Origin of the sequence: Bacillus sp. T33-2 (assembly GCF_002860205.1) — a bacterium.
In the GTDB taxonomy this organism is placed as follows: Bacteria; Bacillota; Bacilli; order Bacillales; family Cytobacillaceae; genus T33-2.
Map to the genome: position 1 here is coordinate 106,926 of NZ_PGVB01000021.1, position 22,470 is coordinate 129,395.

Genomic DNA, 22,470 nt, shown 5'->3' on the forward strand with positions numbered 1-22,470 from the left:
TCAACCACGACGTTTCAATACCTATTTTTGTCCTCTGGAACCATTCAAGCAGGTTTTTAAAGAAGTTTAAATAAAACACAAGAAGAGCTAATCAAAAGTTAATTCATTAGCTCCTAGTGATTCATTGATTCCCTTTCCGTACCCATTCTTCAACGGTAGCAGTACGTTAGGGCTTAGGTTCAACTGCTTCTTGGACGTCTTCCATCATTTTGACGTCTTGATTAACTGAGACATTGCTTCCATATGGATTTCCGCCAGCCCCGATACTAGTTTGTCATAGTCCAACAATAACCAGACTAGTCTCTGCTTTCTGCAGCCAGTGCATCTTCTTTAGTTATATGAACCGTACCAAATGGATGCTGTGGAGGAGCATATATTGAATATAGTTTTAAAGGGATATTACCTGTATTAGTTACATTGTGCCATGTTCCGGCCGGTACCATAATGGCAGAATCATCGTAGACTTTTCTTACAAAATTTAAATTATCTTTTCTCTTCCCCATTTGAACAATACCCTGACCTTGTTCAACGCGTAAAAATTGGTCAAGGTTAGGGTGCATTTCTAAGCCAATATCCTCACCAATTTTAAGACTCATCAAGGTTACTTGCAGATGACTTCCAGTCCATAAAGCAGTACGAAAAGTATTGTTTTGCTTCGTTGCCTCATTGATATTCACAACAAATGGGTTCGGACCATAATCTTTTAACTGAATTTTATTTCTTTCATTTGATGATTCATAAAACCCCAATCTGTTAGCATCATTAGGAATAGTCCAGGAGTCAGGCTGCCTCACATAATTATACATAGGTACATTAACATAATAGCCATTTTGATAATGATATGGGAATGGAGACATAAAAGCAGCATAGTACATTTTTTCAACCCCTTCATAACAATGATAAAGTATCTTATGCGTATTGTTACAGGAACGTACTTAGCTTTAGGGTGACTTATTAAAGGAATCCTGGTTAGCCTGAAACTTTTAATGTATATTGGACTCAAGTTAAAAAGAGTTCATTATGGTTGAATAACTCAACCACCACACAAAGGGCAATAGAAAAGAGCTAAGATTTTGCCGCTGCTCTTTCTAGGTTTATTTGCTTCTATCCAGTACACTTATCAACGTAGCTTCGATATCTTCTGCAAGTTCTTTTAGAAGATGATCATCAATCATGCCAACCACCAATTATCGGTTTCGGTAAACCGATTTTAGTTAGTTCACCCGAACGATATACTGTAATTTTACATGCAGGAAATACCCGACTAATTCATTTATTTCAATTACTCGAGCTGCTTCTTTTGGTCATTAATTCTTCAACATCTTTTGGTGTTATGTTTTTCATCACGCTGTCCTCCTTGTGAATGCCACGCATCCATGCCGCCTTGTTAAATAAATTAATTAACATTTCCATCTGATGCTTCTCCCAAGTATGCTGCGACACCTGCATATTCGAGTCCATCCAGTGATTCTTCCTGTTGCAGCCCGAGTAGATCCATGTCATCGTACAAGCGATTAAATTCACTCCCTGTTCTTGTGCCATTTCAATCAGCTGGGGAAGGGTCATAGCATTATGCTTTTAAATAACTTCTTTAATCATTTTAGGACCCATACCGGCGAAATTCATTTTGGACAATCCCATCTTGTCGGCCCCACGAGGCATCATTTTACCAAACATTTTTTCAAGAAATCCCTTTTTAACTGGAACTTGTTCATCTGTACGAAGGGCATTCAACCCCCAAAAGGTATGAAAAATAGTGACGTCATGGTCGTAGGCAGCTGCTCCATTTGCGTAATATAGGCAGCCATGCCTTATCATAATCACCGCTAAATAATACAATAGTGGTTTTTTGCTTTTGTTCAGTCATACTTATTTCCTCCAAGTTTGAATAGTTTAAGATTTATAGAAACTACCCGTACGGGTAGTGGGTATATTATTGGTTTAATAAAAAGTCCTTCAGCCTTGGGAATCCAAGGTTGACGAACTCGTTATCTGCTCTTGATCAGCAGTTCAACTGCTTCTTTTACAAGATGTTCTGTTGACTCGCCTTTTTCAACACTTTCTCGCACACAGTGTTCTAGGTTCTTACTAACAATGAGACCCATAGTACGGTTAATGGCACTTCTGGCTGCAGACAATTGTGTGACGATGTCACGGCAATCCTTTCCCTGCTCCATCATAGCCAGGATACCTTTAATCTGACCGTCAATACGTTTTAGGCGATTTTTTACACCATCATCATAGTCCATTATCTTTAACCCTCCGATTATTTTTTTTGCAAGGACATTTTGTCAGCATATAACTGGACACCTTAAATCCCTTAGACACCAAGAAGCGAAAGCCTAAATGCAATCGAGTTTGTCAGAAGCAACCAGGTGCACATTCTCCTCGGGGATCTCTTGATAGAAACGTTTAAGGATAAGCATAAGGGATATTTATTGAATCACTACATGACTTGAATTAATCGTAAGCAAAATACACTATTTTATCGTTCACATAGTCGATAAATTTCAGCATAGTTTTCAACTCCACTTGTCGTTTCTAAAATAAGAGAAAATTACCATGCTTAATCATTTGACTAATAACCAAAGACGTATTATCATAATCCTTATCTGTTTACTTGGATATTAAGGAGGATTATGATGATACAGATGATTTTAACTGGTTTGCTTTGTGGGGGACTCCTCGGTTTTGTTATGCAAAGAGGCCGATTCTGCCTCACAGGCGGATTCAGGGATATGTATATTGCAAAAGATAACCGGATGTTTTATGCCCTTCTTATCGCCATCGCTGTACAGAGTGTGGGGGTATATTCATTGATTGAGCTTGGCCTGATCCAATTTTCAGCAGGGGCATTCCCTTGGATTGCTGTTGTTGTTGGTTCGTTTATTTTCGGAATCGGAATCGTTTTTGCCGGGGGATGTGCAACAGGAACCTGGTACCGTGCAGGTGAAGGCCTGCTTGGCAGCTGGATTGCCCTTTTCGGCTATATGACCATGGCGGCAATTATGAAAACCGGTCCTTTAATGCCGCTTAATACTGCGATTCAATCCGTACAGGCACCTTCAAACTCCATGGCGGAAAGCACAGGATTACCGGTTTGGATCTTTATCGCTGTATTTGCTTTACTTGTCATAGGTGTTGTGGCAAAAGAACTAAAGAAGCCAAAGGTCGTCATACCTTCTATGAAACCAAAACGGACAGGGCTTGCGCATCTATTGTTCGAAAAGCGCTGGCACCCGTTTTTCACTGCTTTGCTGGTTGGACTTATCGCAATCCTGGCATGGCCTCTTAGTGAAGCAACCGGAAGGATGGCCGGATTAGGGATCACCACTCCTTCCGCTAACATTCTTCAATACCTGGTAGGTGGAGATGTCACTATGTTAAATTGGGGCGTTTTCCTCGTACTTGGAATATTCTTGGGCTCTTTCTTTGCCGCAAAAGCAAGCCGCGAATTCCGTTTTCGTATGCCGGATGCAAAAACTGGCATCACAAGTTTCATTGGCGGAAATCTTATGGGCTTCGGGGCATCCCTTGCTGGGGGCTGCTCGATCGGTAACGGTCTGGTCATGACTGCGATGATGACATGGCAGGGTTGGGTTTCCCTTGTATTCATCATTTTAGGCACATGGACTGCATCTTATTTCGTATTCGTCCGCCCGCATGCCAAAAGGCGCAATGCAGCGGCGAATCCAGCTATTACTGCTTAGGAGGAATGCAATATGAAAAAAACATTGGAAGTAATGGGCAAGGTATGCCCTTTCCCATTGGTTGAAGCAAAACAAGTTATGGAAGAACTGAACTCAGGCGATGAGCTGGTTATCCAATTTGACTGCACACAGGCGACCGAAAGCCTGCCACGCTGGGCTGCGGAAGCCGGTCATACAGTTACTGGTTATGAACAGCTCGGCGAGGCTGCCTGGGAGATTGCCATCCAGAAGAAATAGTAATGACATAAAGACCTGCATGATAAACTTGTGCAGGTCTTTTATTTATTCCTGTGTAAAATATAACCCATAACATTATGGGTTTTGTCGGACATTGGATTGAAAACAAAATTTGGAAGACATTCAGAGCGATTTCTTAAAACTAAAAATAGTTCTTTAGCGACACAAGTTGTGTGATGTAGTTTCTAATTTGTCCTTTATCTAAAAAATGATTTTTATTAACTGTTGCTTCTATTTTATTAATAAGAATATCCTGACGAAAAATCCATATCTCAAATGACTCTTGCTCAACATGATTAACTTATCTCGGATAAAACATTTCATCAACTTCCCATGATTCGACCATTTGACGGGCCAACCTTGGATCGTATCCTTTACCCATCAGATAGGCAATAGCTGCTACTTCTGTCATTGCATGGGGAAAAGATGTTTTTTGAGCTTCATATAAACCATACTGTACCCATGGTTGGACCCTGGATAAGGTTTCTTGTTTAAGATCATGTGGCATGGTGTAAGTGGGATACATAATATCAACATCCTTTTCAAAATATAGTTGAATATCACAATCCCATTTTATTCGGGTATGCTGAACTTGTGCATCCATGTAACGAACCTTATACAAATATTAATAAATGTTGGCCTGTATAGTACTGCATTTCTGTGCTTTTTGTCTTTTGAATCAATAACGTATTGTTTGACAGCATTAAATCAGACAAACCACCTATGCCAATACACAATAACATGTTATTGGACTAGAGGTTCATTAATTATTAGAATAAGTTAAATTTAAATATATTTTTCCTTGGATCTAATTCTGATTTCAATCAAAAGAACCCATTGTTTGCACCAATTCATTAGATTCTGGAGATACGTAAATGGTTCGGCTTGGAAACGCGACTTCTACTCCCTCATCCTCTAAAATCCCCATAATCTCCAAGTTTATTTCATGTTTGATTTTAACGTGTTCTCCCCAAACCGTAGTATTCGTGAAAAAGTACAAAAGGATATCTAGGCTGCTGTCATTATAATGATCGAATGCGACCATGATTGTATCCGGATGGACTTCTTCATGAGTCCTCAACAAGTATTCAATCCGGTTAACGACTCTTTGGATTTGTACCTTGGAGGTTTTATAGTTAAGCCCCAAATGGAAAGTGATTCGTCTTTTCCCCATACGGCTCCAATTGGTAATGGGTTCGTTTGCAAGGGTTGAATTTGGAACGGTAACGAGAGCCTGACTGAAAGTCCGGATTTTCGTGCTCCTGAAGTTAATATCTTCTACTGTCCCTTCGACGCTCGGAGTTAGGATCCAATCTCCAATTGAAAAAGGTTTTTCTGTAACAATGACGATTCCGCCGATGAGATTCCCTACAGCCTCTTTTGCAGCTAAAGCAAATGCAAGTCCCCCTAATCCGAGCCCTGCTACCAACCCATTGACGTCATAATCAAATTCCTGCCCAATAATACTGATACTGATAGCAATAAGAATGACACGGATTGTCCTGGAAATGAACGGAAGCAAAATTAAATCAATTTTGTTGTTCATTTTTTGGTTAACACTGATTAAAATCCCTGAGGTAGGAGATGACAAATTGAATAAGCCCCATGTAATTAAAACAATGACCATCGACCGCAAAAACTTTAAAAATAACGTATTATGTTGCTCGATAAAAGGAAAATAATCCATAGCTACGTATAGGCCTACAATAATGAACGCCCATCCTAAAGGACGTTCAAAGCTTAAACATATCTGTGTCAAGAATTCAGTGGGTGTTTTCCTTGATAATTTTACAATCAATTGAAACAAATATTTTGTAAATATGTTTCTAAAAAGAATAAATATCAATAAAATCCCTATGGAAATCCCTAAATTTTTTAACATATCATAGTCCAGCCCCGTGGGTAAAAAAGCCATGATAGATGACTTTATTAACATTACATTACCTTCTTTCTTCATATATTACTTTTAGCAGTGAGAGCTCTTAGAAGGATCGAGGGTAAGTTCAAAAATATAACTTCTGAACACCTGCAATTCAAACCAATACATCCTCATATAATAACTACATAAACGATATATTTGAATACAACAAAAGTCTTAGATTATCGACAATTATTTACTTCAAACAATTGTGAAAGGTTAAAATTACCCATCCCGGATTTGCGAATATTACAGACATTGCGGCCAGTTGAAGAAATTATCGAGGAAAAAATAAAAAAGACTACCCAGTTTTGGGTAAGCCCAGGGTAATCAATAATTACTCAGAACACTTCAAGAAATTTGCCGGAATCCTACCTTGGAATGGACAATTCTTTTATTTTTCCAATCCAATCCTTTAAGTTTTCAAATTCATTTGAGTCAAATCCGAAATGCTTCTTTATTAAGCGGACGGATTCTTTCTCTGCCTCACTAAAAACACCATCTGAAAAGATCAGCCGAAAGATTTCAGTCAGGACAATATTTTTGGCACGTTCACTTCTGAATAGCCCTAAAATTTTGTCAATGACCAGGCCCTTTATTTTATAATTCTCAAGGCCCATTTCCTTTTTATACTTGTTTATAATTGGACTTTCATATATAGACAAATTTCCGTCAATTTTAGCAATTAGAGCAGCTAATTCAAGAAAGGCAATTTTCTCCTCTAACTGGAGCTCTGCGAGGAACAATAACTTTCAACTCCTGTTATATTAAATTATTATCATTATACGCACAAATTCTAATAAAGTTTCACGCTGAGTCCGCGATTGTTTAGAGTGTGCATTAGATTCATTATAAACCTTTAAATGATACATGTGTTAGTTTATCTGGATTCCTTACAATATAGATATCAGAAATTCGACCGTCTTTTACATGAAAACAAATGACCGTTTTGACTTGGTCCGCTCCCATTACCAGCAGGCCGGCTTGCCCGTTTACATTGACCATTTGTACAATGGCTGGTTCCTCGGCATTACGATTTTGAGACATTAAGTTGTTGATAAAACGAATGACAAGTCCTTTGGAAAATACAGGCTTCAAAGCAGCATATACTTTTCCGCCACCGTCAGAATACAGTGTAACATCTTGATACAATAATTGTTCTATCGTCTGAATGTTCCCCTGCTGCAGGGCAATTACGAATGTCTGTATAATTTCATCTTTTTTTGGATCAAATGCTGGCTTCAATTCTTCTGTAATAAGTGGAAATTTATTTTTAACCCTGCTTAATATTTTTCTGCAATTAGGAACGCTACAATTCAAAATTTGAGAAATTGCCGGATAATCGTAGTCCAGTACTTCCCTAAGAATGAAAACGGCCCGCTCCATTGGTTTCAGTTTTTCAAACAGCAACAGAATTGCAAATGATACTCCTTCTTCTTTTATTACTTCATGAATTGGATCATTTTCTTGTAAAATCAATGGTTCCGGCAGCCAGGGGCCAGTATAGACTTGCCGATTGTTTCTGGCTGATTTTAAATGATCTATACATTTGTTTGTAACCATTTTACAAAGGTAAGCTTTCTTTTTTTCTATATGCTCAATTGTTTTTTCACTTGCCTGTATATACACATCATGAACGATGTCTTCTGCGTCAGAGACAGTACCGAGCATTCTATAGGCTATCGTAAATAAAAGAGGCTTATATTGGCAATAGAGATCCTGTAACACCATACCTTTTGCTCCTTCCATCATTAATGCACAATGCTGCCAACATTCCATGTATACTCTCGTATTTTTTGTGCCAATTTACCTGAGAATGCAAAATCCATGCCCCATTTTTGCGCCAATACAAAACTATCGTTTGGACCTAGTCCGATACAAAGAAAATCAGGGTAGTTTTGATGTGCGGCTGAATGGTGTCCTTGGATTTGCGCACGCATAATTTTAGCAAGTCGCTGTGCTTGGGAAATCGCTTCTTTGCAGCTCATTGCAGCCGCTTTTCCACTAGTAGGGTCAACCACATGAACGCAGTCTCCAATGGCATATATATTTTCACTATCGGCTAAGCGGTACCTGGAATCCACGTTTATTTTTCCTTCTTCGTTGAGGGGAAGGCCTATGTTGATAAGGGTAGGATGGGGCTGTAATCCCACGGTCCAAATGCAGGCATCCACTTCAAGTATAGTCTTGTCAGAAAAATAGACTTTACCATTTAGAAATTTTTCTGCCTTTTTATTGTGAATTACTGTAATACCCCGGTTTATTAACCTTTGCTCAAGCCTTTCGCTCACTTTTAATGGAGCTTCCATTAATAATCTCTGTTTATGATTAATGAGAAATACTTCAACATTTTCGTGCTTAAATCCTGCTTTTTTAGTTTCTTCTTTCAACCATGCCGATACTTCAGCTGCGGTTTCAATACCCGTTATTCCACTTCCGGCGATTACCAATCGAATTGTATGCCTGGAGGAACCCAGCATCCCCAATAAATGCTGCCGAATACGTTGTGCGCTGTCCAGGTTGCTGAGGGAAATTCCTCCACAATCTGAATGAACTTCCCGTACCACACTTCCCAGGGCTAGTACGAGCTGGTCATATTCCAGAAGCATCAATTCCCCACCCTCCCTGGCAATGTTTACCGTCTGGTTATCAGCATTTACTGTTCTTAACTCTCCCTCGATGAACTCAATCATTGAGCCGCAATAATGGTTGAGTGGAACAAATAAATCAGTCACATCTTCATTTACGATCCCTTTAAATAATTTTACCTTTTTAAAATGAAATGGGTTTTTGTCAACCAGGACAATCCTGATGTGTTTCTTTAGCTCAATATGAAACTCTTTCTTTAATGATTCTATAAGATTGATCCCTGCATAGCCCCCACCTACAACAACAATTGTCTTTACATTTTTCATTGTAATCGTCTCCTTTTTATCGTTTTATACAATAACGATTAAAGAAGGCATTTTGTGACCATTTTTAAAAAACACAAAATAATTCATTATGAGAAACGAAAAAGCAAATCTCAATAACCTCCTTTGCACTGCCCGTGTAATAAAAACTGGATAGCCTCTTCGACTATCCAGCATCTATTATTTTTCTTTTCTATTATCATATAATATGCTTCAACTCCAAAATACAAAACCACCCTTAAAAGGATGGCTCTGTAAAAGAATATGGCTAAATCAAATTATTCTTCTTCTATTGTTATTTTCCGAATCATAATATCAATTTCTTCTTTCTCATAAATATCATCCAGATCAAATTGACATATAGAAAAGAAAATTAAGTATCTAAAGGAGCTAGCCAAACTTCTTAAATAAGTTAGAAAATCGTACAACCTCTGATCTATAATTTTTCGTACCATCTGATTTTGTATATAAAAAAGGATAGCCTTTAAATCGACTACCCTGTTAATAACATTTAAGGGATTGTAAGTTATTTTTTAAGTTTCAATTTGGTTTTATAATCTATTTTGGTGAAGGGACATTATTTTGATTAAGCATTCCAGAAGCTAATGGAACGAATCGTTGAACGGTTTTACTGATGCCGCCCCCTCTTCTCATACTATAATAAGCAGCTGCACCAATGCCAACAGATGCTAATAATGGTAACCATCTTTGTTGATTATTCACTTTAATCACCTCCAGATAAAAATTGCTTGGTACCTGTTTAAATTTTGTTTTCTTAAAGATTTTTATGAGGTTCAAACATTTCCAACTGAATTGTACTTGAAACCAAAGAAGGCGGCTTTAAAGACCGTGTCTTGTTCTTTAAAGCCGCCTGCTCCGCACAAAGAATTTTTACATTACCTACGGAGAAGAAACTCAAGACAAAATACATCTATGTCATCACGTATATAGCCTTCGGTTACATCAACTCTTTTTCTCAAGCTGTCTGTCATGCAATTTTGTTAATAACAGCAGCGATAGAAGTGCACCTGTAAGTGAGAGTGAGATGTCCCATTGTGTATCCCAAGTAGATCCCTGAGCCCCTAAAAAGTCCTTTTGCACTTTCCCGCCATTATTAACGTATGAGCTCAGCCATTCAGCGATTTCATAGAGTGCTGCAATCGTAGTAACCATACTAATAACAATAGCAAATAGCCATGCACCTTTTTTGAGGGGGGTTTTTCGGAGCAAGATCTCTCTAATTACAATTGCAAGAAGCCCCTTAAGGAAATGGCCAAATCTGTCATAGTAGTTTCGGCTGAGGTCGTATTGGTCTTTCAGCCAATCAAAGGCTGGGACATTGGAATAGACATAATGGCCGCCAATAAAGGTTAGGATTGATAATAAGGCAATAATGACATAGGACAAAGTGGTGAACCGAAACCTTTTATATGTCGCCACTACAGGAATTAAGGCTAAAATGGTTGGTCCCGCCTCCATCAGCCACGAATGATAGCGATAAGGTTTGATGACGGACCAGATTAAAACGGCAATTACAATTAACAGCAGTATGACATGAACAGACGTGCTCTTATCTTTTTTCACATTTACCCACTCCAGTAAAATTGTCTTTGTTTCAGTATTCCTGATAAAACTTCTCTTCATGCACAGCGGGGATCGCAAAAACGTTAGAAGCAATTAAAGGTAGAAAGTGTCTCGTTCACTTTTTAAGGTGGTAAAACCACCATATACTCGTACTCCACATAAAAAATGCTCATTAGAAGAAACGTGTAGTGGGGCTAGCTTTGTATTCGGATGAGGAAAGTTTATAACAACTTGGGGCGTGTTTTTTCATGGAAAGGCTCAATTATTGTTAAAGTGAATAACATACATGAGGTGGTGAGTAAATGCATAATCAAAATAAATTCTATTACAACTCTGTCAATCCGATGTATGCACAACAACATAAGAAATTAGATAATTACGATGCAAAGCAACAGATGGTACAGCCGGGCGGGGAAAAAGCTAGGCAACAAGCAGGGTATCAAGAGGGGTATCAAGCAGGATATCAAACGGGATATCAGGCAGGACAGCAGGCATGGCAACAACAGGGACAACAGCCATGGCAACAGCCAGGACAACAAACAGGGCATCCTCACGCTGGGCATCGGTTTGGTCCCAGATAGGGGGTCTTTCCTTTTGCTACTTTCTCCTTAAATGAGGTTCCTTTCTTTTAATCTGCCTATTCACCATAAATAATAAGTACGTCGCCATTGCAATATAAAAGAATACTGGTATGTACTCAAAAGTCGTCATCACAACTAAATAAAATAGATAGAAAAAAAATAAGGCAATGATCATGCTATTTTTAGGCAGATTCATCTTTTTTAGACTTGGAATCTTTATTGTACTAATCATCAAGATACTTAAGCCGAAGAATAAAATAGAGAATATCCACAGCGGAATTATTTTTACATATAGGACTAGAAATGTAATGATCGCACCGGCTATTGTTATGGGAATCCCTTTAAAATATTTAAGTGATTCTTCTTGCGGGGTTAAATTGAAACGGGCTAACCGGTAAGCCCCAAACACCGGAAACAATCCAGACATAATGATCCCAATCATTTGTAAATCAGCAAAATACGTATATGCGGATAATAACGCAGGCGCCACACCGAAAGATACAATATCGGCTAAAGAATCTAATTCTTTTCCTATACCGTTTGTTAAACCCAGTATCCTTGCCACTCGGCCATCCAGCGCATCCAGGATCAAGGCAATGAAAATACACACGGTCGCATTTTTGACATCAACACTAAATATATAATTGATTGATAAAAATCCACAGTATAAATTCCCTAAAGTTAATACATTAGGTATGTGCTTCTCCATTGTAAACTCCTCGTGTTCAACGTCTTTTGGCATCTCATATCTATAAAATGTCGGGTATGAGCTCATCCACTACTTTTTTCATTTTGGAATTCTGCTCTTAGTCAAATTGAACTAATGCTATGATCATGCGACTGATATTATCGATTATTATCTTGACAACTTGAATCATTGTTAATACCCCGCTTTTATTATAAAACAACTATGACATTGGAACTTGGGCGATTACTTTTCCATCAATCCGGCTAAAAATATCCTCTAGATCATGACCAGTGATAGTCAGTCCATGGTTTTTCAGTCCAATAATAGTTCGCGATGGATTTTCAGCTTTACGCACCAAGTCTGCGACAGCTTCAGCCAGTTGAATGGTGCCGCATGGAAAATTGATTACTGTTTCCTTTATTCCATCCATCCACGCATGTATATGCACAATTGCTCCTACCTCAGGATGTTCCTTATAAATCATCCAATGCTCAATCGCATCAACGGATGCTCGTTTAGGGGAAATATTAGGTGGAACGCTTATTTCCATTGCCTTTTTTTCAACATTAAATCCTTTGATATACAAAATATCCTGTCCGATTACACGCATATCTGCTTTGTTGACTCCGCTCGCACTCATCCAAAAATTGTTTTCACTGTGCCTGCTGCTAAGATTGCCGTAACTTAAACCACCGATACTGTACAGTTTTTTCAGATGGCGCATATCACGTTCGTCTAAATATTTCTCAAGCGGAAACGGTGCAGGCAATAGGTTCATTTGATCTAATTTTTTGCCTGATTGGTACATTTTTCTTGTAGTTTCGTTGCCGCTCCATAATTCTTCATCTAGATCCTGGATAAATTCATTGTCAATTACTAATTCAGATGACGCCACCGGTTCGAGCCTCTCAAAAATCTTTTGAAAAAAATCCTCTTCACTTTCATTCTGATATGTAATTTTGTAGAAACCCTGTTCCGGGGTTATGAATGACACTTCCGTTTGTTCTTTTGTGTGGATAATATATATTAAATGGTTCGATATTGATCTGATTAAGTATGGATATGCAGTTTTAAAAGTATGTTCTGATTCACGATGTTCCTCTAATATCGATACTACAAAAGTAGCCTGTGCCTTTCGGCGAAATGGCCTCGGTTTATCTTTATCAATTACATTAAATACAATCCTTATATCCTCTAGTGGCTCTTTGCAATATTGGTATCCATTAGATGAAAACTTTTCTTTTATCCCTTCTGTAAACCATGTAAGAAAAGGAGTCCTTTCTGCCCCAGTTATGGTAAATTGATGGTTCATAATTTACGCCTCCCTAGTTGATTTGAAAAAATGTAATGATTTATGGTTCAAAAACAACCTTTATTGCAGAACGGTTTTTCTTATTCGAAGCTGTATCAAGTGCGTCCCTGTAATCTTCCAGCGAGAATCTATGGGTTACCATCCTGGATAAATCGACTTTACCGGCACGCATCAATTCTATTGCTATGTCAAATGTTCTTACCCTTTTTCCTTTATAATCCTCAGTACTATAAGCAAAGCTCCCCTTTACTTCCAACTCGTTGAGCCAGACTGTCGTCCAGTCAATTGCATCCAGAATGCCGGCTAATCCCAACAGGACGACTTTTCCCCCATTTTTTGAAAACCGAAGGGCATCATTCACGCTTTGTTTTTTCCCTACGCATTCAAATACAATATCTGCCCCTCCATGTATTACCTCAGGGCCAAAAATCGGCCTTAATACCTGTCCTTTCAAGGCTTTTGTCAAATTATCCACGTATGATTGTTTTTGTAGGAGAATGACCTCATCTGCCCCATAATGGTTAGCTAGATCAACTTGGAATTGGTGTTTTGCCAACACTACTATTTTGCATGGGATTTCAAGAGCGCGGATGGCTGCAGCAACACATATTCCAATAACCCCCGCGCCTATGATAAGGACCGTGTCATTTTCGCGAGGCGGATTCCTTAAAACACTATGTAAAGCACAGCTAAATGGCTCTACCATCACTCCGTTTAAATCGCTTACTGCTGCAGGCAGTTTAAAAACCTGGCTTTTATGGGCTACCAGGCAAGAACTCCAGCCGCCTCCTGTATCCTTGCAAGTGCCTATTAATAAACCCGGCGACAAGTATCCTTCGGTTTTTCTGGTACACAAGCTATAATTGCCATTGAGGCATGCGGGACAATGCTCAGTTATTCCCCTGGTGGCACATGATAAAATCGGATCTACCACAACCCGGTCTCCAATATTCAAACCTGTTATTTGTGAACCTAATTCGGCAATTTCACCGACAATTTCATGCCCAATTGTAAACGGAAAAGAGACATATGGAGAAGTAGATGGACTATCGTTCAGGAATAAAAGATTCAGGTCACTGCCGCAAATGCCGCTATACTTCACTTTTATTTTGACCCAATTTTCATTGGGAAGCTTCGGTTCCACCCCTTCATCAGACCGCAAACAAGAAAGCTGAGGAGTCCAATAAAAAGAGGGAACAAACCTGCCCGCTATTTTGCTGAAAATATACCGGTGCATCTTATAATCGAACTGCAAAGCCTTCAACTCAATCACCTGGTTTCGTTTTTGGATTTCAAATGATAATTTGTCCCTGTCCCTTCCTTTCTATGCATTTTTTAGTTGATTATGGGAGAAAACATAACCATGGAAAGATTATTTTAAAAATGGACAGGTGAGATTTTTGCATTGTTTTATTGTCAATAAAGTTTCTGGTAATGGAAGAGGACTAAAAGTCTGGACTGCTATTGAAAAGATCCTGCAGCAAAAACATATCGTCTATTCCGTGCATTTTACCCAAAAACGTAAAGACGCTACGCAAATAGTCATGGAACTGATAAACGATAAAGAAACTTCTGTAATAATAGCAGTTGGCGGGGATGGGACGGTCAATGAGGTAATTAATGGTCTAGTCGGATGCCAGGTACCGCTGGGGATCATCCCGGCTGGTTCAGGGAATGATTTTTGCAGAGCACTGGGGGTGCCAATGAAATTCGATCAAGCTTTAGAACGCATTCTAAAACATGACAAAGAGCTAATTGATATCGGCCGAGTTAATAACGAATACTTTGCTACAGTGGTGGGAATTGGATTTGATGGACAAGTAGCTAAAGTGACAAATAGCTCAAAATATAAAAAACTGTTGAATAGAATGCGGATGGGAGGAATTTCTTACATAGTCGGAGTAGTGAATGTGCTTTTGTATTATAAACCTACCGATGTGGTTTTAGAGATCGATAAAAAACAGTTCAAAATTCCAAAAGTATGGCTTATAGCAGTTGCAAACTCACCTTACTATGCGGGAGGCATGTTAATTTGTCCAAATGCGACAAACAAGGATGGGTTATTTGAAATTTGTATTGTGCAGGGAATCAGCAGATGGGGACTTTTGCGGATGCTTCCATTGGTTTTTAAGGGGAAACACATTTCTCACCCTTCTATTTCTATTTTAAAAGGCAGAGAAATAGATATTCTCTCAGGTTCCCCAATGATTGCGCATGGGGACGGGGAGATTGTCGGTTCAACTCCAGTGAAGTTAACGGTTCAGCCCGGGTCATTATGTATCCTGTAGCTTTGAAGTACACCATCCTAACACAGTTAAACACAGGAAATAAGTATAACCTGTTCCCTATGAAATATCTAATTTTAATATGAGGATGCTGGAATATGAAAGGATTGCTTTTGTCAGTATGGAATTACTTTAATCGGTTGTGGCCGGCAACCTATGTGTTTGGTTCCGGCATAAACACCCAAAGAGACGGGCTGGCTCCATCCGCTGGAACCATAGAGCAATTGAATTGGGAAAGGAGGCAGCTTCACGACTTTGGCTTTCTTTTCTTTAAATATTAACATCGAACTCCACTGCAGGAAGCTTCTCCTTCGGTTATGCATTATTCAATGTCCAAATCAACATTACTAATTTACTTTCTTTGGTCCCTTCCAATGCATTTCCCGCAAACGGTATTTTTGAAGTTTGCCAGTTGCAGTTTTTGGCAGGGAATGTACGAACTCTACCGCTTTAGGCGCTTTGAAATGGGCCATTTTGGATCTGCAAAACTCAATAATCTCTTCTTCTGTTACAATTGCCTCTGGCTTCAGTACAATGATCGCCTTTGGTACCTCTCCCCATTTTTCGTCGGGAATGGCAATCACCGCAGTCTCCAGTACGTCAGGGTGCCTGTAAAGAACACCTTCCACCTCAGTTGAAGAAATATTTTCTCCCCCGGATATAATCAAATCCTTCGCCCGGTCCTGTATTTCAATGAAGCCATCCGGATGGGTAACTGCCAAATCCCCCGTATGGAACCAGCCGTCCCTGATGGCGGCCGCTGTCGTTTCAGGATCCTTATAATATCCCTTCATTACAACGTTTCCACGGGTAATGATCTCACCAAGTTCCTTCCCATTCCAGGCAACTTCCTGCCCGTCTGCATGGACGACCTTTGTTTCACCGTTAAAAGCAAGCTCGATCCCTTGTCTTGCCTTGATAGAAGACTGTTCATCCGCCGATTTTCCCTCAAATTCTTTTTTCCATTCACAATACAGGATGAATGGAGAGGTTTCCGTAAGGCCATAAACATGGATCATATTCAGTCCTAGTATTTCCTGGGCTTTTTGAATCACAGCCGCTGATGGCGGTGCACCAGCTGTGGCCATGCGCAGGCGGGTCTTGATTGTGAACTCCCTAGCTTTTGGATCATTAATAAGCATATTGACGACAGTTGGTGCACCGCATAATAGAGTGATATTTTTACTGTTGAATAGTTCCAGGATAAGAGGCGGATCCACCTTCCTTAAGCATACATGCGTGGCACCGGCTGCAGTAATCGCCCACACACCGCCCCATCCGTTTGCATGGAACATCGGCAAAGTATGGAGATAAACATCGTCATGGTGAACTCCCAGGTGGTACATGAAATTGGCCGCATTCAGGTAATTTCCTCTATGGGTTAACATCACGCCTTTTGGTTTTGAAGTTGTACCACTAGTATAATTCAGCGTGAGCAGCTGATTTTCATCTATTTCTGCCAATCGGATTTCATAATTTTCCGGAGCGTGCTGAAGAAACGCCTCATAATCAACCCCGTTTAAAGAACTACTATGGCCTTGTACAGAAACGACCACAATCTGTTCCAGGGAAAGGTTTCCTTTTATTTCCTCTATTGGACCGCTGAATTCTTCATCAATAATCAGCATTTTCGCATCACTATGATTGATTATGTACTCCAAATCTCCTGCTGATAAACGGTAATTCAAAGGCACCATGACAGCACCAAGCTGGCAGATTCCATAAAAACACTCCAGCATATAATGTGTGTTGGGCAGCATAACCGCAACATGGTCACCATTGCGGATACCTGCATTATGTAATGCCGCTGACAGCCGATCTGTACGCTCTGCGAATTCTTTGTACGTAAATTCCTTCTCTCCATCGATAACAGCTGTTTTTTGGGGGTAATATTTTACCGCCCTTCGCTTCCAATCCAGTGGGGTGAGTGCAGAAATCACATTATCACAACTCCTTTTCTGACATACATTATTTTTTCAATAAAAATAACTTCATAATCGGATAGCACTTACATTAAGAATATACCCTATTTTTCCTGTACTTTAAATATAAAGTTACAGAACTTTTATAATAGTCAAACAAATTTTAACCTAGGCAAAATCACAATAAAGCCCCTGGATGCTGCGATACGAGATACCAAGGGCTTTATTATGCATAATTTTATCTTTCGCCAAACGAAAATAAATCACTTGAAAGGTATCGTTCCCCTGTATCACATGCGATACAGACAACGACTTCATCCGGCTTCAGCCGTTTTGCCACTTTGATGGCCGCAAAGCAGGCAGCGCCCGAGGAAGGTCCGACCAGGATTCCTTCTTCCCGCGCGAGGCGCCTAGTGATATCGTATGCCTCCTCATCTTTAATCTGATGGATTTCATCATAGACATCTTGGTTAAGTATGGCAGGTATGAATCCGGGACTTGTTCCGACCAGCTTGTGTTTACCTGGTTTTCCGCCGGACAACACAGGAGATCCAGCCGGTTCAACGACATGCACCTCTAAACCAGGGTATGCATCTTTTAAAACTTCCCCTGTACCGGTGATTGTTCCACCGGTTCCTGATGTAGCAACAAAGGCACTTAAAGGCCTTTTAAGCTCCTGCATAGCTTCGATAATTTCCAACGCGGTCGTTTTTCGGTGGGCTTCAGGGTTTGCGCTGTTTTCAAATTGCATTGGAACAAAGCTGCTTGGAATTTCAGCGGCAATTTCCAATGCCTTTTTTATAGATCCTGGCATTTTTTCGTCACCCGGAGTCAGGACAACTTCAGCCCCATATGCCTTTAATAGATTAATTCTTTCTGCTGTCATCGTATCAGGCATTACGAGAATAGCCTTATAACCACGTGCCGCTGCGTTCATTGCGATCCCGATTCCTGTGTTGCCGCTGGTCGGTTCGATAATGACCGATCCAGGTATCAGCTTTCCTTCTTTTTCAGCTTGTTCAATCATGTTAAATGAGGCCCTGTCTTTCACGCTCCTGCTTGGATTCATAAATTCCAGTTTAAGATAAACAGAGGCGCCGCCCTCGGGCGCAAGCCTGTTTAATTTCACCAATGGTGTATCTCCGATTAAATCTGCGATGTTGTTTACTGCTCTCATTTGCATGTCAACTCTCTTTCTTAATGCATTTTCTCTTGTTGTAAGTATTCGTTTGCAATCAGACGGTAGGACTGGATTCGGTCTTCCGGGGAATGCGTGATGGTGACAATCATGATTTCATCCGCTTTATATTTATCTCTTAGATCATTGAGTTTATTTGTCACTTCAGCTGGATTGCCGATGATCAAATTCTGTTTCATTTTATCAAATGCAACTTTTTCTTTGTCATCCAACTTATGCTGCTTTGCTTCCGATATAGAAGGAACACGGTTCGCCCCCTGCCCGCCACTCTTTTGCAGTCCCCAAATAAGCGGACTTAACGCAGTCTCTTCTGCTTTTTCTGTCGTCTCCGCGCAAATGGCTGAAACAGCCAGGATTACATAGGGTCGTTGATTTTCTCTTTTGGGTTGAAAGGAATCTATGTATTGCTTAATGATAGCCGTACCGTCGCTGTCGCTCATAAACTTTCCGAATGTGTAGGCCATGCCATTTTCCGCAGCCAGCAGTGCGCTTTTTTTACCTGTGCCGAGAAGGAAAGGCATAGGAGATTTATCTGGAAGTGGCGCAGCGGTCAATTTAACATACTCATGGCCTGAAGGAAAATCATTGTCCAAGAAACATAGCAGGTCCTTCACCAGTTCAGGCATTCTCCACACTTGCTGAAGGAAGTTATCTGACAAAGCATTGGTCGCTTCAGCAGAACCACCAGGGGCCCTGCCAATGCCGATGTCAATGCGGCCGGGAAACAACACCGCCAGCATGTTATATACTTCCGCAACCTTATATGGCTTATAATGAGGCAACAGAACAGCGCCAGAGCCAATTCGGATGGTATTTGTTTTGGCGCCAATGAGACTTAACATCACTTCAGGTGCAGAACACGCAAGACCTGCTAAATCATGGTGTTCAGCAATCCAGTAGCGCTCATAGCCAAGCGCTTCTGCCACTTGGGCCAGTTTCACTGATTCAAACAATGCCTCTTTTGCCGTCTGATTCGTAGAAATCGGCGATTGATCTAAAATGCTTATCTTCATGAACATGCCTTCTTCCTAATTCTCTGTTTCAATCAAACTGAGTTTATAAGTTCCAACACGGCCTTTTTCGTATAAATTCGTCACTGAAGTGGAATATTGATGGATTTTGCCCTTAAACGACAAATCTCTCTCTGGGACGTTTACATCAAACGTTTCTTCATACAGCAACGTGGTTATGTCATGGTATTCCTTGCTTGTCACTTTAAACTCCACTGAAATTTTAATTAAACCATTCACTGTTTCCTGTTGATAACTGTTTATATGAATTAACGTGTCATTTAAGAGAATTTCTTTAACCAAATAATCGTCTCCCTAAATTTTATTTTAAGGATAGCACCTGGACATAAGTTAAGCAAACATTGTCAGTCAGTGACCTTCTTAATCAAACTGACAGATGCTTGAATCGTCAATTTAAAAAGCAACAGGACATCATTTCTCCTCTGTTGCTCATCGCATATCATAATCATTCAAATTTATATCCAAATCCATTTCGAGTGCCAGTTTTGCCAGTTGGCTCCCGATATATGGCCCCATGGTCAAACCGGACGCCCCAAGTCCATTTGCAACTATTATGCCATCCCAGCCTGGCAGTGGGCCAATCACCGGACGAGAATTTGGTGTGAATGGTCGAAAACCAACGCGTGCCTCCTGAAAGGTACTATCCGATAAACCAGGAGCAAGTGCCAAGCCCTTATTTAAGATTTTCTGAAGGCCACCTGCTGTAATCCGAACATCATACCCGTCTATATCGTCTTCCTGTGTTGCCCCTATGACGACCCTCTGGCCGTCAAAAGCCAAAAGGTATTCATTAGAAGGCGGTATGATGATAGGCCAATTTTCTGTGTTCCCGGCATCAGGAACGTGTACATGCACAATCTGCCCTTTTTGAAAATTTACTTTGAAATCAGTGCCCAAAGGCTGCAACAATTGGTTTGCCCATGCTCCTGCACACACAATTACCTTGTCACACGAATAACTTTTATCGCCGAGAGTAATTCCTGTTACACGGTTGCCATTATATTGCAGCGATGCGTCTCCGGTTAAAAATGTTGCGCCATTCCTCCGTGCAGAACGCAATAATGCATCCCTCAGCGCACGGCCATCCACACGGGCTGCTCCGCTAATATGAAGGGAATGGTAGCTGTCTGTCAGCAGTGGAAACAGTTCCCGGGCTTCTTGTTCATCAAGCTGTGTAATTTTTCCAATTTCCGGCGCGTCTACCTTTCGTTCTTGTGCCAGCTCTTGCATCGCTCTGATTTTTTCCATATCTCTATGTATAATGAGAACCCCTACTTGGCGATAGCCGGTTTCTGTTTCGCCTTGTCTTTCAAGATCTTCTATTAATCGAGGGTAGAAGCGTGTCCCCTCCTTTTCCAGATGGTACAAAGCCTGGTTGTGCTGTGAGAGCCAGGGGAAGATGATGCCTGCAGCTGCAGCCGTGGCCTGCCCTTTATCGTTTCGGTCTATAATGAGAACTTGAGCATCCATTTTTGATATCTGATATGCTGTGGATGCCCCAAGAATTCCAGCCCCGATAATTATGACATTTTTCATGACCAGTACCCTTTCCTGAATAACATTTATGTTCGAATTCCTACCCTATAATATAACTAATGCGTCAGGAAATTATAAAGATAGCTGGAATGATGTCTCGTTTTTAACACAAGAAGAAAATGTAATCTTGCCGACTGCTTCCCCATTACTTACGGATTTGGACGCCTTGCTAATAAATCGTTAACAAACGGGAACTCTAACAATGATTAGTGGAACTTTTTTTGAAGCATTTTATTGTCGCTTACGTTGATTTTGTTGGCAACAATAAATTCCAATGGTTGCAATAAACCCCTGCTCATGGAATGAAATAAATGCTTATTCGGAAGGTTACCCTAAGATGGCAATTTAACATTAAAAGGAGCGGGAAATAGTGAAAGTAGTCGTAACAGGAGCAGCAGGCAAAATCGGCCGATGGACCGTCAGGACAATCTTGGAGGCAGGCCATGAGGTTATAGCTTCAGATAGGAAATTAAGGGAGGAATCTGCATCCAAAAATTTTATACAAGCTGATTTACGCAATTTTGGCCAGGTAATCCAGCTATTGAGTGGATGTGATGCAGTGGTGCACCTTGGAAATATTCCTACCGATGTCAGGAATACATCTCAAGCGATTTTTGAAAATAACATGCTTGTAAATTTTAATATCCTCGAGGCTTGTAAAGATTTAAAAATTCCTAAAGTTGTTTGGGCATCCAGCGAAACTGTTTTGGGCTATCCTTTTGTTCCGGAGGAGTTGAGCTACCTTCCTGTGGACGAAGAGCATCCAACGATAATCAAGTCCTCATATGCTATGGCAAAGCGGCTGACTGAAAACCTTTCACAAATGTTTAACCAGCTTGCTAACACGCAAGTAGTTGCTCTTCGCTTTGCAAATTGTTACGAGCCTGATGAGTATGAAAAAATCCCCATCATGCATTGGAGTGAAGAGGGACAAAGGGAAATTCAAAAGAAAAATGCGTGGGCTTACTGCGATGTAAGGGACGCGGCAAGGGCGTGTCTTCTTGCAATAGAAAAAGACAATTTAGGATTTGAAATATTCCATATCACTGCCCCGGACACCATTTTTCCAGAACCGAGTCAGGATCTAGTGAATCGATTTTTCCCAAAAGTACCTCTAAAGCGCCCTGTAGAGGGGCACGAGACTCTCATGGCAATCGATAAAGCTAAAAAGATCCTTGGTTATGAACCACGTTATACGTGGCGCAATGTTCTAAATGAGGATGGCAAAACCAAGCCACTCCCCGAGGATCAGCTTGCTTTATCAAAAACAAATATTTAACAAGACCCAGGCCTGGAAGCAGGCCAATCAAAACGTTCATAGGTACCGGTTCATCTGGAGCCGACATGATTTATACTAGTAGCCCTCCGGTGGCTCCCCTGGGAGTGAAACGGGGGCTTTTTAGTGTAAACACAGCCAGCCTTTCAGTTATTGCACCCGCTCAGTATGAACACCCAAAACATATAGTACATTGAACATAATGGAGATGGGATGCTCAAAAAAGATTAAGGTTACGCCCCACTCGAACCCTTTCTTCCACATTTTTGATAAACGCCAG

At 40.4% G+C, this 22,470-nt stretch carries 24 protein-coding genes and 1 pseudogene; 5 read left to right on the forward strand and 20 right to left on the reverse strand.

All coding sequences use genetic code 11. From position 1 onward, the window contains the following. Positions 1 to 296: 296 nt before the first annotated feature. From CVD19_RS14960 to CVD19_RS14970, 4 genes and pseudogenes are all read right to left on the reverse strand, one after another. Positions 297 to 875: a cupin domain-containing protein gene (locus tag CVD19_RS14960; RefSeq protein ID WP_101582703.1), complete on the reverse strand. Its 579-nt coding sequence runs from the start codon at positions 873 to 875 to the stop codon at positions 297 to 299. A gap of 403 nt (positions 876 to 1,278) precedes the next feature. Next, a complete protein-coding gene (locus tag CVD19_RS25525) occupies positions 1,279 to 1,413 on the reverse strand; it encodes a hypothetical protein (RefSeq protein ID WP_257985152.1) in 135 nt (44 codons plus the stop codon). Then, a pseudogene (locus CVD19_RS14965) lies at positions 1,397 to 1,818 on the reverse strand (DsrE/DsrF/DrsH-like family protein). Before CVD19_RS14965 ends, CVD19_RS25525 begins: the two are co-directional and overlap by 17 nt. A gap of 170 nt (positions 1,819 to 1,988) precedes the next feature. After that, positions 1,989 to 2,249, reverse strand: a complete 261-nt coding sequence (locus tag CVD19_RS14970) for a metal-sensitive transcriptional regulator (protein ID WP_101582706.1) — start codon at positions 2,247 to 2,249, stop codon at positions 1,989 to 1,991. A gap of 393 nt (positions 2,250 to 2,642) precedes the next feature. Here CVD19_RS14970 and CVD19_RS14975 point away from each other — a divergent pair, with 393 nt between their 5' ends. Both CVD19_RS14975 and CVD19_RS14980 read left to right on the forward strand, forming a co-directional pair. Further along, on the forward strand, positions 2,643 to 3,710 hold the full coding sequence (locus tag CVD19_RS14975) for a YeeE/YedE family protein (protein ID WP_180953639.1): 1,068 nt from the start codon (positions 2,643 to 2,645) through the stop codon (positions 3,708 to 3,710). 12 nt (positions 3,711 to 3,722) lie between these two features. Beyond that, positions 3,723 to 3,947: a sulfurtransferase TusA family protein gene (locus tag CVD19_RS14980; protein ID WP_101582710.1), complete on the forward strand. Its 225-nt coding sequence runs from the start codon at positions 3,723 to 3,725 to the stop codon at positions 3,945 to 3,947. Positions 3,948 to 4,248: 301 nt separating this feature from the next. Here CVD19_RS14980 and CVD19_RS14985 read toward each other — a convergent pair whose 3' ends face one another. The 7 genes from CVD19_RS14985 to CVD19_RS15010 form a co-directional block, all read right to left on the reverse strand. Then, the gene (locus tag CVD19_RS14985) at positions 4,249 to 4,551 is read right to left on the reverse strand and encodes a hypothetical protein (protein ID WP_257985153.1); all 303 of its coding nucleotides are present in this window, start codon (positions 4,549 to 4,551) and stop codon (positions 4,249 to 4,251) included. A gap of 216 nt (positions 4,552 to 4,767) precedes the next feature. Further along, the gene (locus CVD19_RS14990; RefSeq protein WP_257985154.1) at positions 4,768 to 5,538 is read right to left on the reverse strand and encodes a mechanosensitive ion channel family protein; all 771 of its coding nucleotides are present in this window, start codon (positions 5,536 to 5,538) and stop codon (positions 4,768 to 4,770) included. 698 nt (positions 5,539 to 6,236) lie between these two features. After that, the gene (locus tag CVD19_RS14995; protein WP_101582713.1) at positions 6,237 to 6,611 is read right to left on the reverse strand and encodes a hypothetical protein; all 375 of its coding nucleotides are present in this window, start codon (positions 6,609 to 6,611) and stop codon (positions 6,237 to 6,239) included. Between the two features lie 103 nt (positions 6,612 to 6,714). Continuing rightward, positions 6,715 to 7,617: an RNA polymerase sigma-70 factor gene (locus CVD19_RS15000; RefSeq protein WP_180953640.1), complete on the reverse strand. Its 903-nt coding sequence runs from the start codon at positions 7,615 to 7,617 to the stop codon at positions 6,715 to 6,717. Continuing rightward, positions 7,617 to 8,780, reverse strand: coding sequence for an NAD(P)/FAD-dependent oxidoreductase (locus tag CVD19_RS15005; RefSeq protein WP_101582719.1), 1,164 nt, complete (start codon positions 8,778 to 8,780; stop codon positions 7,617 to 7,619). Before CVD19_RS15005 ends, CVD19_RS15000 begins: the two co-directional genes overlap by 1 nt. 555 nt (positions 8,781 to 9,335) lie before the next feature. Beyond that, positions 9,336 to 9,500, reverse strand: coding sequence for a hypothetical protein (locus CVD19_RS24815; protein WP_180953641.1), 165 nt, complete (start codon positions 9,498 to 9,500; stop codon positions 9,336 to 9,338). A gap of 240 nt (positions 9,501 to 9,740) precedes the next feature. Then, entirely contained in the window at positions 9,741 to 10,361 is a 621-nt protein-coding gene (locus CVD19_RS15010) for a DUF2238 domain-containing protein (protein ID WP_101582722.1), read from the reverse strand. Positions 10,362 to 10,663: 302 nt separating this feature from the next. Here CVD19_RS15010 and CVD19_RS24820 point away from each other — a divergent pair, with 302 nt between their 5' ends. Continuing rightward, complete coding sequence (locus CVD19_RS24820; protein ID WP_180953643.1) at positions 10,664 to 10,942, forward strand: hypothetical protein; 279 nt, start codon at positions 10,664 to 10,666, stop codon at positions 10,940 to 10,942. Positions 10,943 to 10,958: 16 nt separating this feature from the next. Here CVD19_RS24820 and pssA read toward each other — a convergent pair whose 3' ends face one another. The 3 genes from pssA to CVD19_RS15025 form a co-directional block, all read right to left on the reverse strand. Next, complete coding sequence (gene pssA / locus CVD19_RS15015; RefSeq protein WP_101582725.1) at positions 10,959 to 11,651, reverse strand: CDP-diacylglycerol--serine O-phosphatidyltransferase; 693 nt, start codon at positions 11,649 to 11,651, stop codon at positions 10,959 to 10,961. 199 nt (positions 11,652 to 11,850) lie between these two features. Beyond that, positions 11,851 to 12,942 carry a class II aldolase/adducin family protein gene (locus CVD19_RS15020; RefSeq protein ID WP_101582728.1) on the reverse strand — a complete coding sequence of 364 codons (1,092 nt, stop codon included), beginning with the start codon at positions 12,940 to 12,942 and terminating at the stop codon, positions 11,851 to 11,853. Positions 12,943 to 12,982: 40 nt separating this feature from the next. Continuing rightward, on the reverse strand, positions 12,983 to 14,206 hold the full coding sequence (locus CVD19_RS15025) for a zinc-dependent alcohol dehydrogenase (protein WP_101582731.1): 1,224 nt from the start codon (positions 14,204 to 14,206) through the stop codon (positions 12,983 to 12,985). A 127-nt stretch (positions 14,207 to 14,333) separates the two neighbouring features. Between CVD19_RS15025 and CVD19_RS15030 the strand changes: the two genes are divergently transcribed. Continuing rightward, on the forward strand, positions 14,334 to 15,230 hold the full coding sequence (locus tag CVD19_RS15030; protein ID WP_308314874.1) for a diacylglycerol/lipid kinase family protein: 897 nt from the start codon (positions 14,334 to 14,336) through the stop codon (positions 15,228 to 15,230). Between the two features lie 113 nt (positions 15,231 to 15,343). Here CVD19_RS15030 and CVD19_RS15035 read toward each other — a convergent pair whose 3' ends face one another. The 6 genes from CVD19_RS15035 to CVD19_RS15060 form a co-directional block, all read right to left on the reverse strand. Then, the gene (locus tag CVD19_RS15035) at positions 15,344 to 15,550 is read right to left on the reverse strand and encodes an RRXRR domain-containing protein (protein WP_101582735.1); all 207 of its coding nucleotides are present in this window, start codon (positions 15,548 to 15,550) and stop codon (positions 15,344 to 15,346) included. A 24-nt stretch (positions 15,551 to 15,574) separates the two neighbouring features. Next, positions 15,575 to 17,167, reverse strand: a complete 1,593-nt coding sequence (locus CVD19_RS15040; protein WP_101582739.1) for a long-chain-fatty-acid--CoA ligase — start codon at positions 17,165 to 17,167, stop codon at positions 15,575 to 15,577. A gap of 220 nt (positions 17,168 to 17,387) precedes the next feature. Further along, a complete protein-coding gene (gene cysK / locus CVD19_RS15045; RefSeq protein ID WP_101582882.1) occupies positions 17,388 to 18,326 on the reverse strand; it encodes a cysteine synthase A in 939 nt (312 codons plus the stop codon). 20 nt (positions 18,327 to 18,346) lie between these two features. Beyond that, the gene (locus CVD19_RS15050) at positions 18,347 to 19,360 is read right to left on the reverse strand and encodes an LLM class flavin-dependent oxidoreductase (protein ID WP_101582741.1); all 1,014 of its coding nucleotides are present in this window, start codon (positions 19,358 to 19,360) and stop codon (positions 18,347 to 18,349) included. Between the two features lie 15 nt (positions 19,361 to 19,375). Further along, positions 19,376 to 19,660 (reverse strand): DUF3219 family protein, encoded by a 285-nt coding sequence (locus tag CVD19_RS15055; RefSeq protein WP_101582744.1) that lies wholly within the window; start codon positions 19,658 to 19,660, stop codon positions 19,376 to 19,378. Positions 19,661 to 19,807: 147 nt separating this feature from the next. Next, positions 19,808 to 20,914 (reverse strand): NAD(P)/FAD-dependent oxidoreductase, encoded by a 1,107-nt coding sequence (locus CVD19_RS15060; RefSeq protein WP_101582747.1) that lies wholly within the window; start codon positions 20,912 to 20,914, stop codon positions 19,808 to 19,810. A 370-nt stretch (positions 20,915 to 21,284) separates the two neighbouring features. On the opposite strand from CVD19_RS15060, the gene CVD19_RS15065 reads away from it, so the two are divergent. Continuing rightward, a complete protein-coding gene (locus CVD19_RS15065; protein ID WP_101582749.1) occupies positions 21,285 to 22,193 on the forward strand; it encodes an NAD-dependent epimerase/dehydratase family protein in 909 nt (302 codons plus the stop codon). Positions 22,194 to 22,470: the final 277 nt, after the last annotated feature.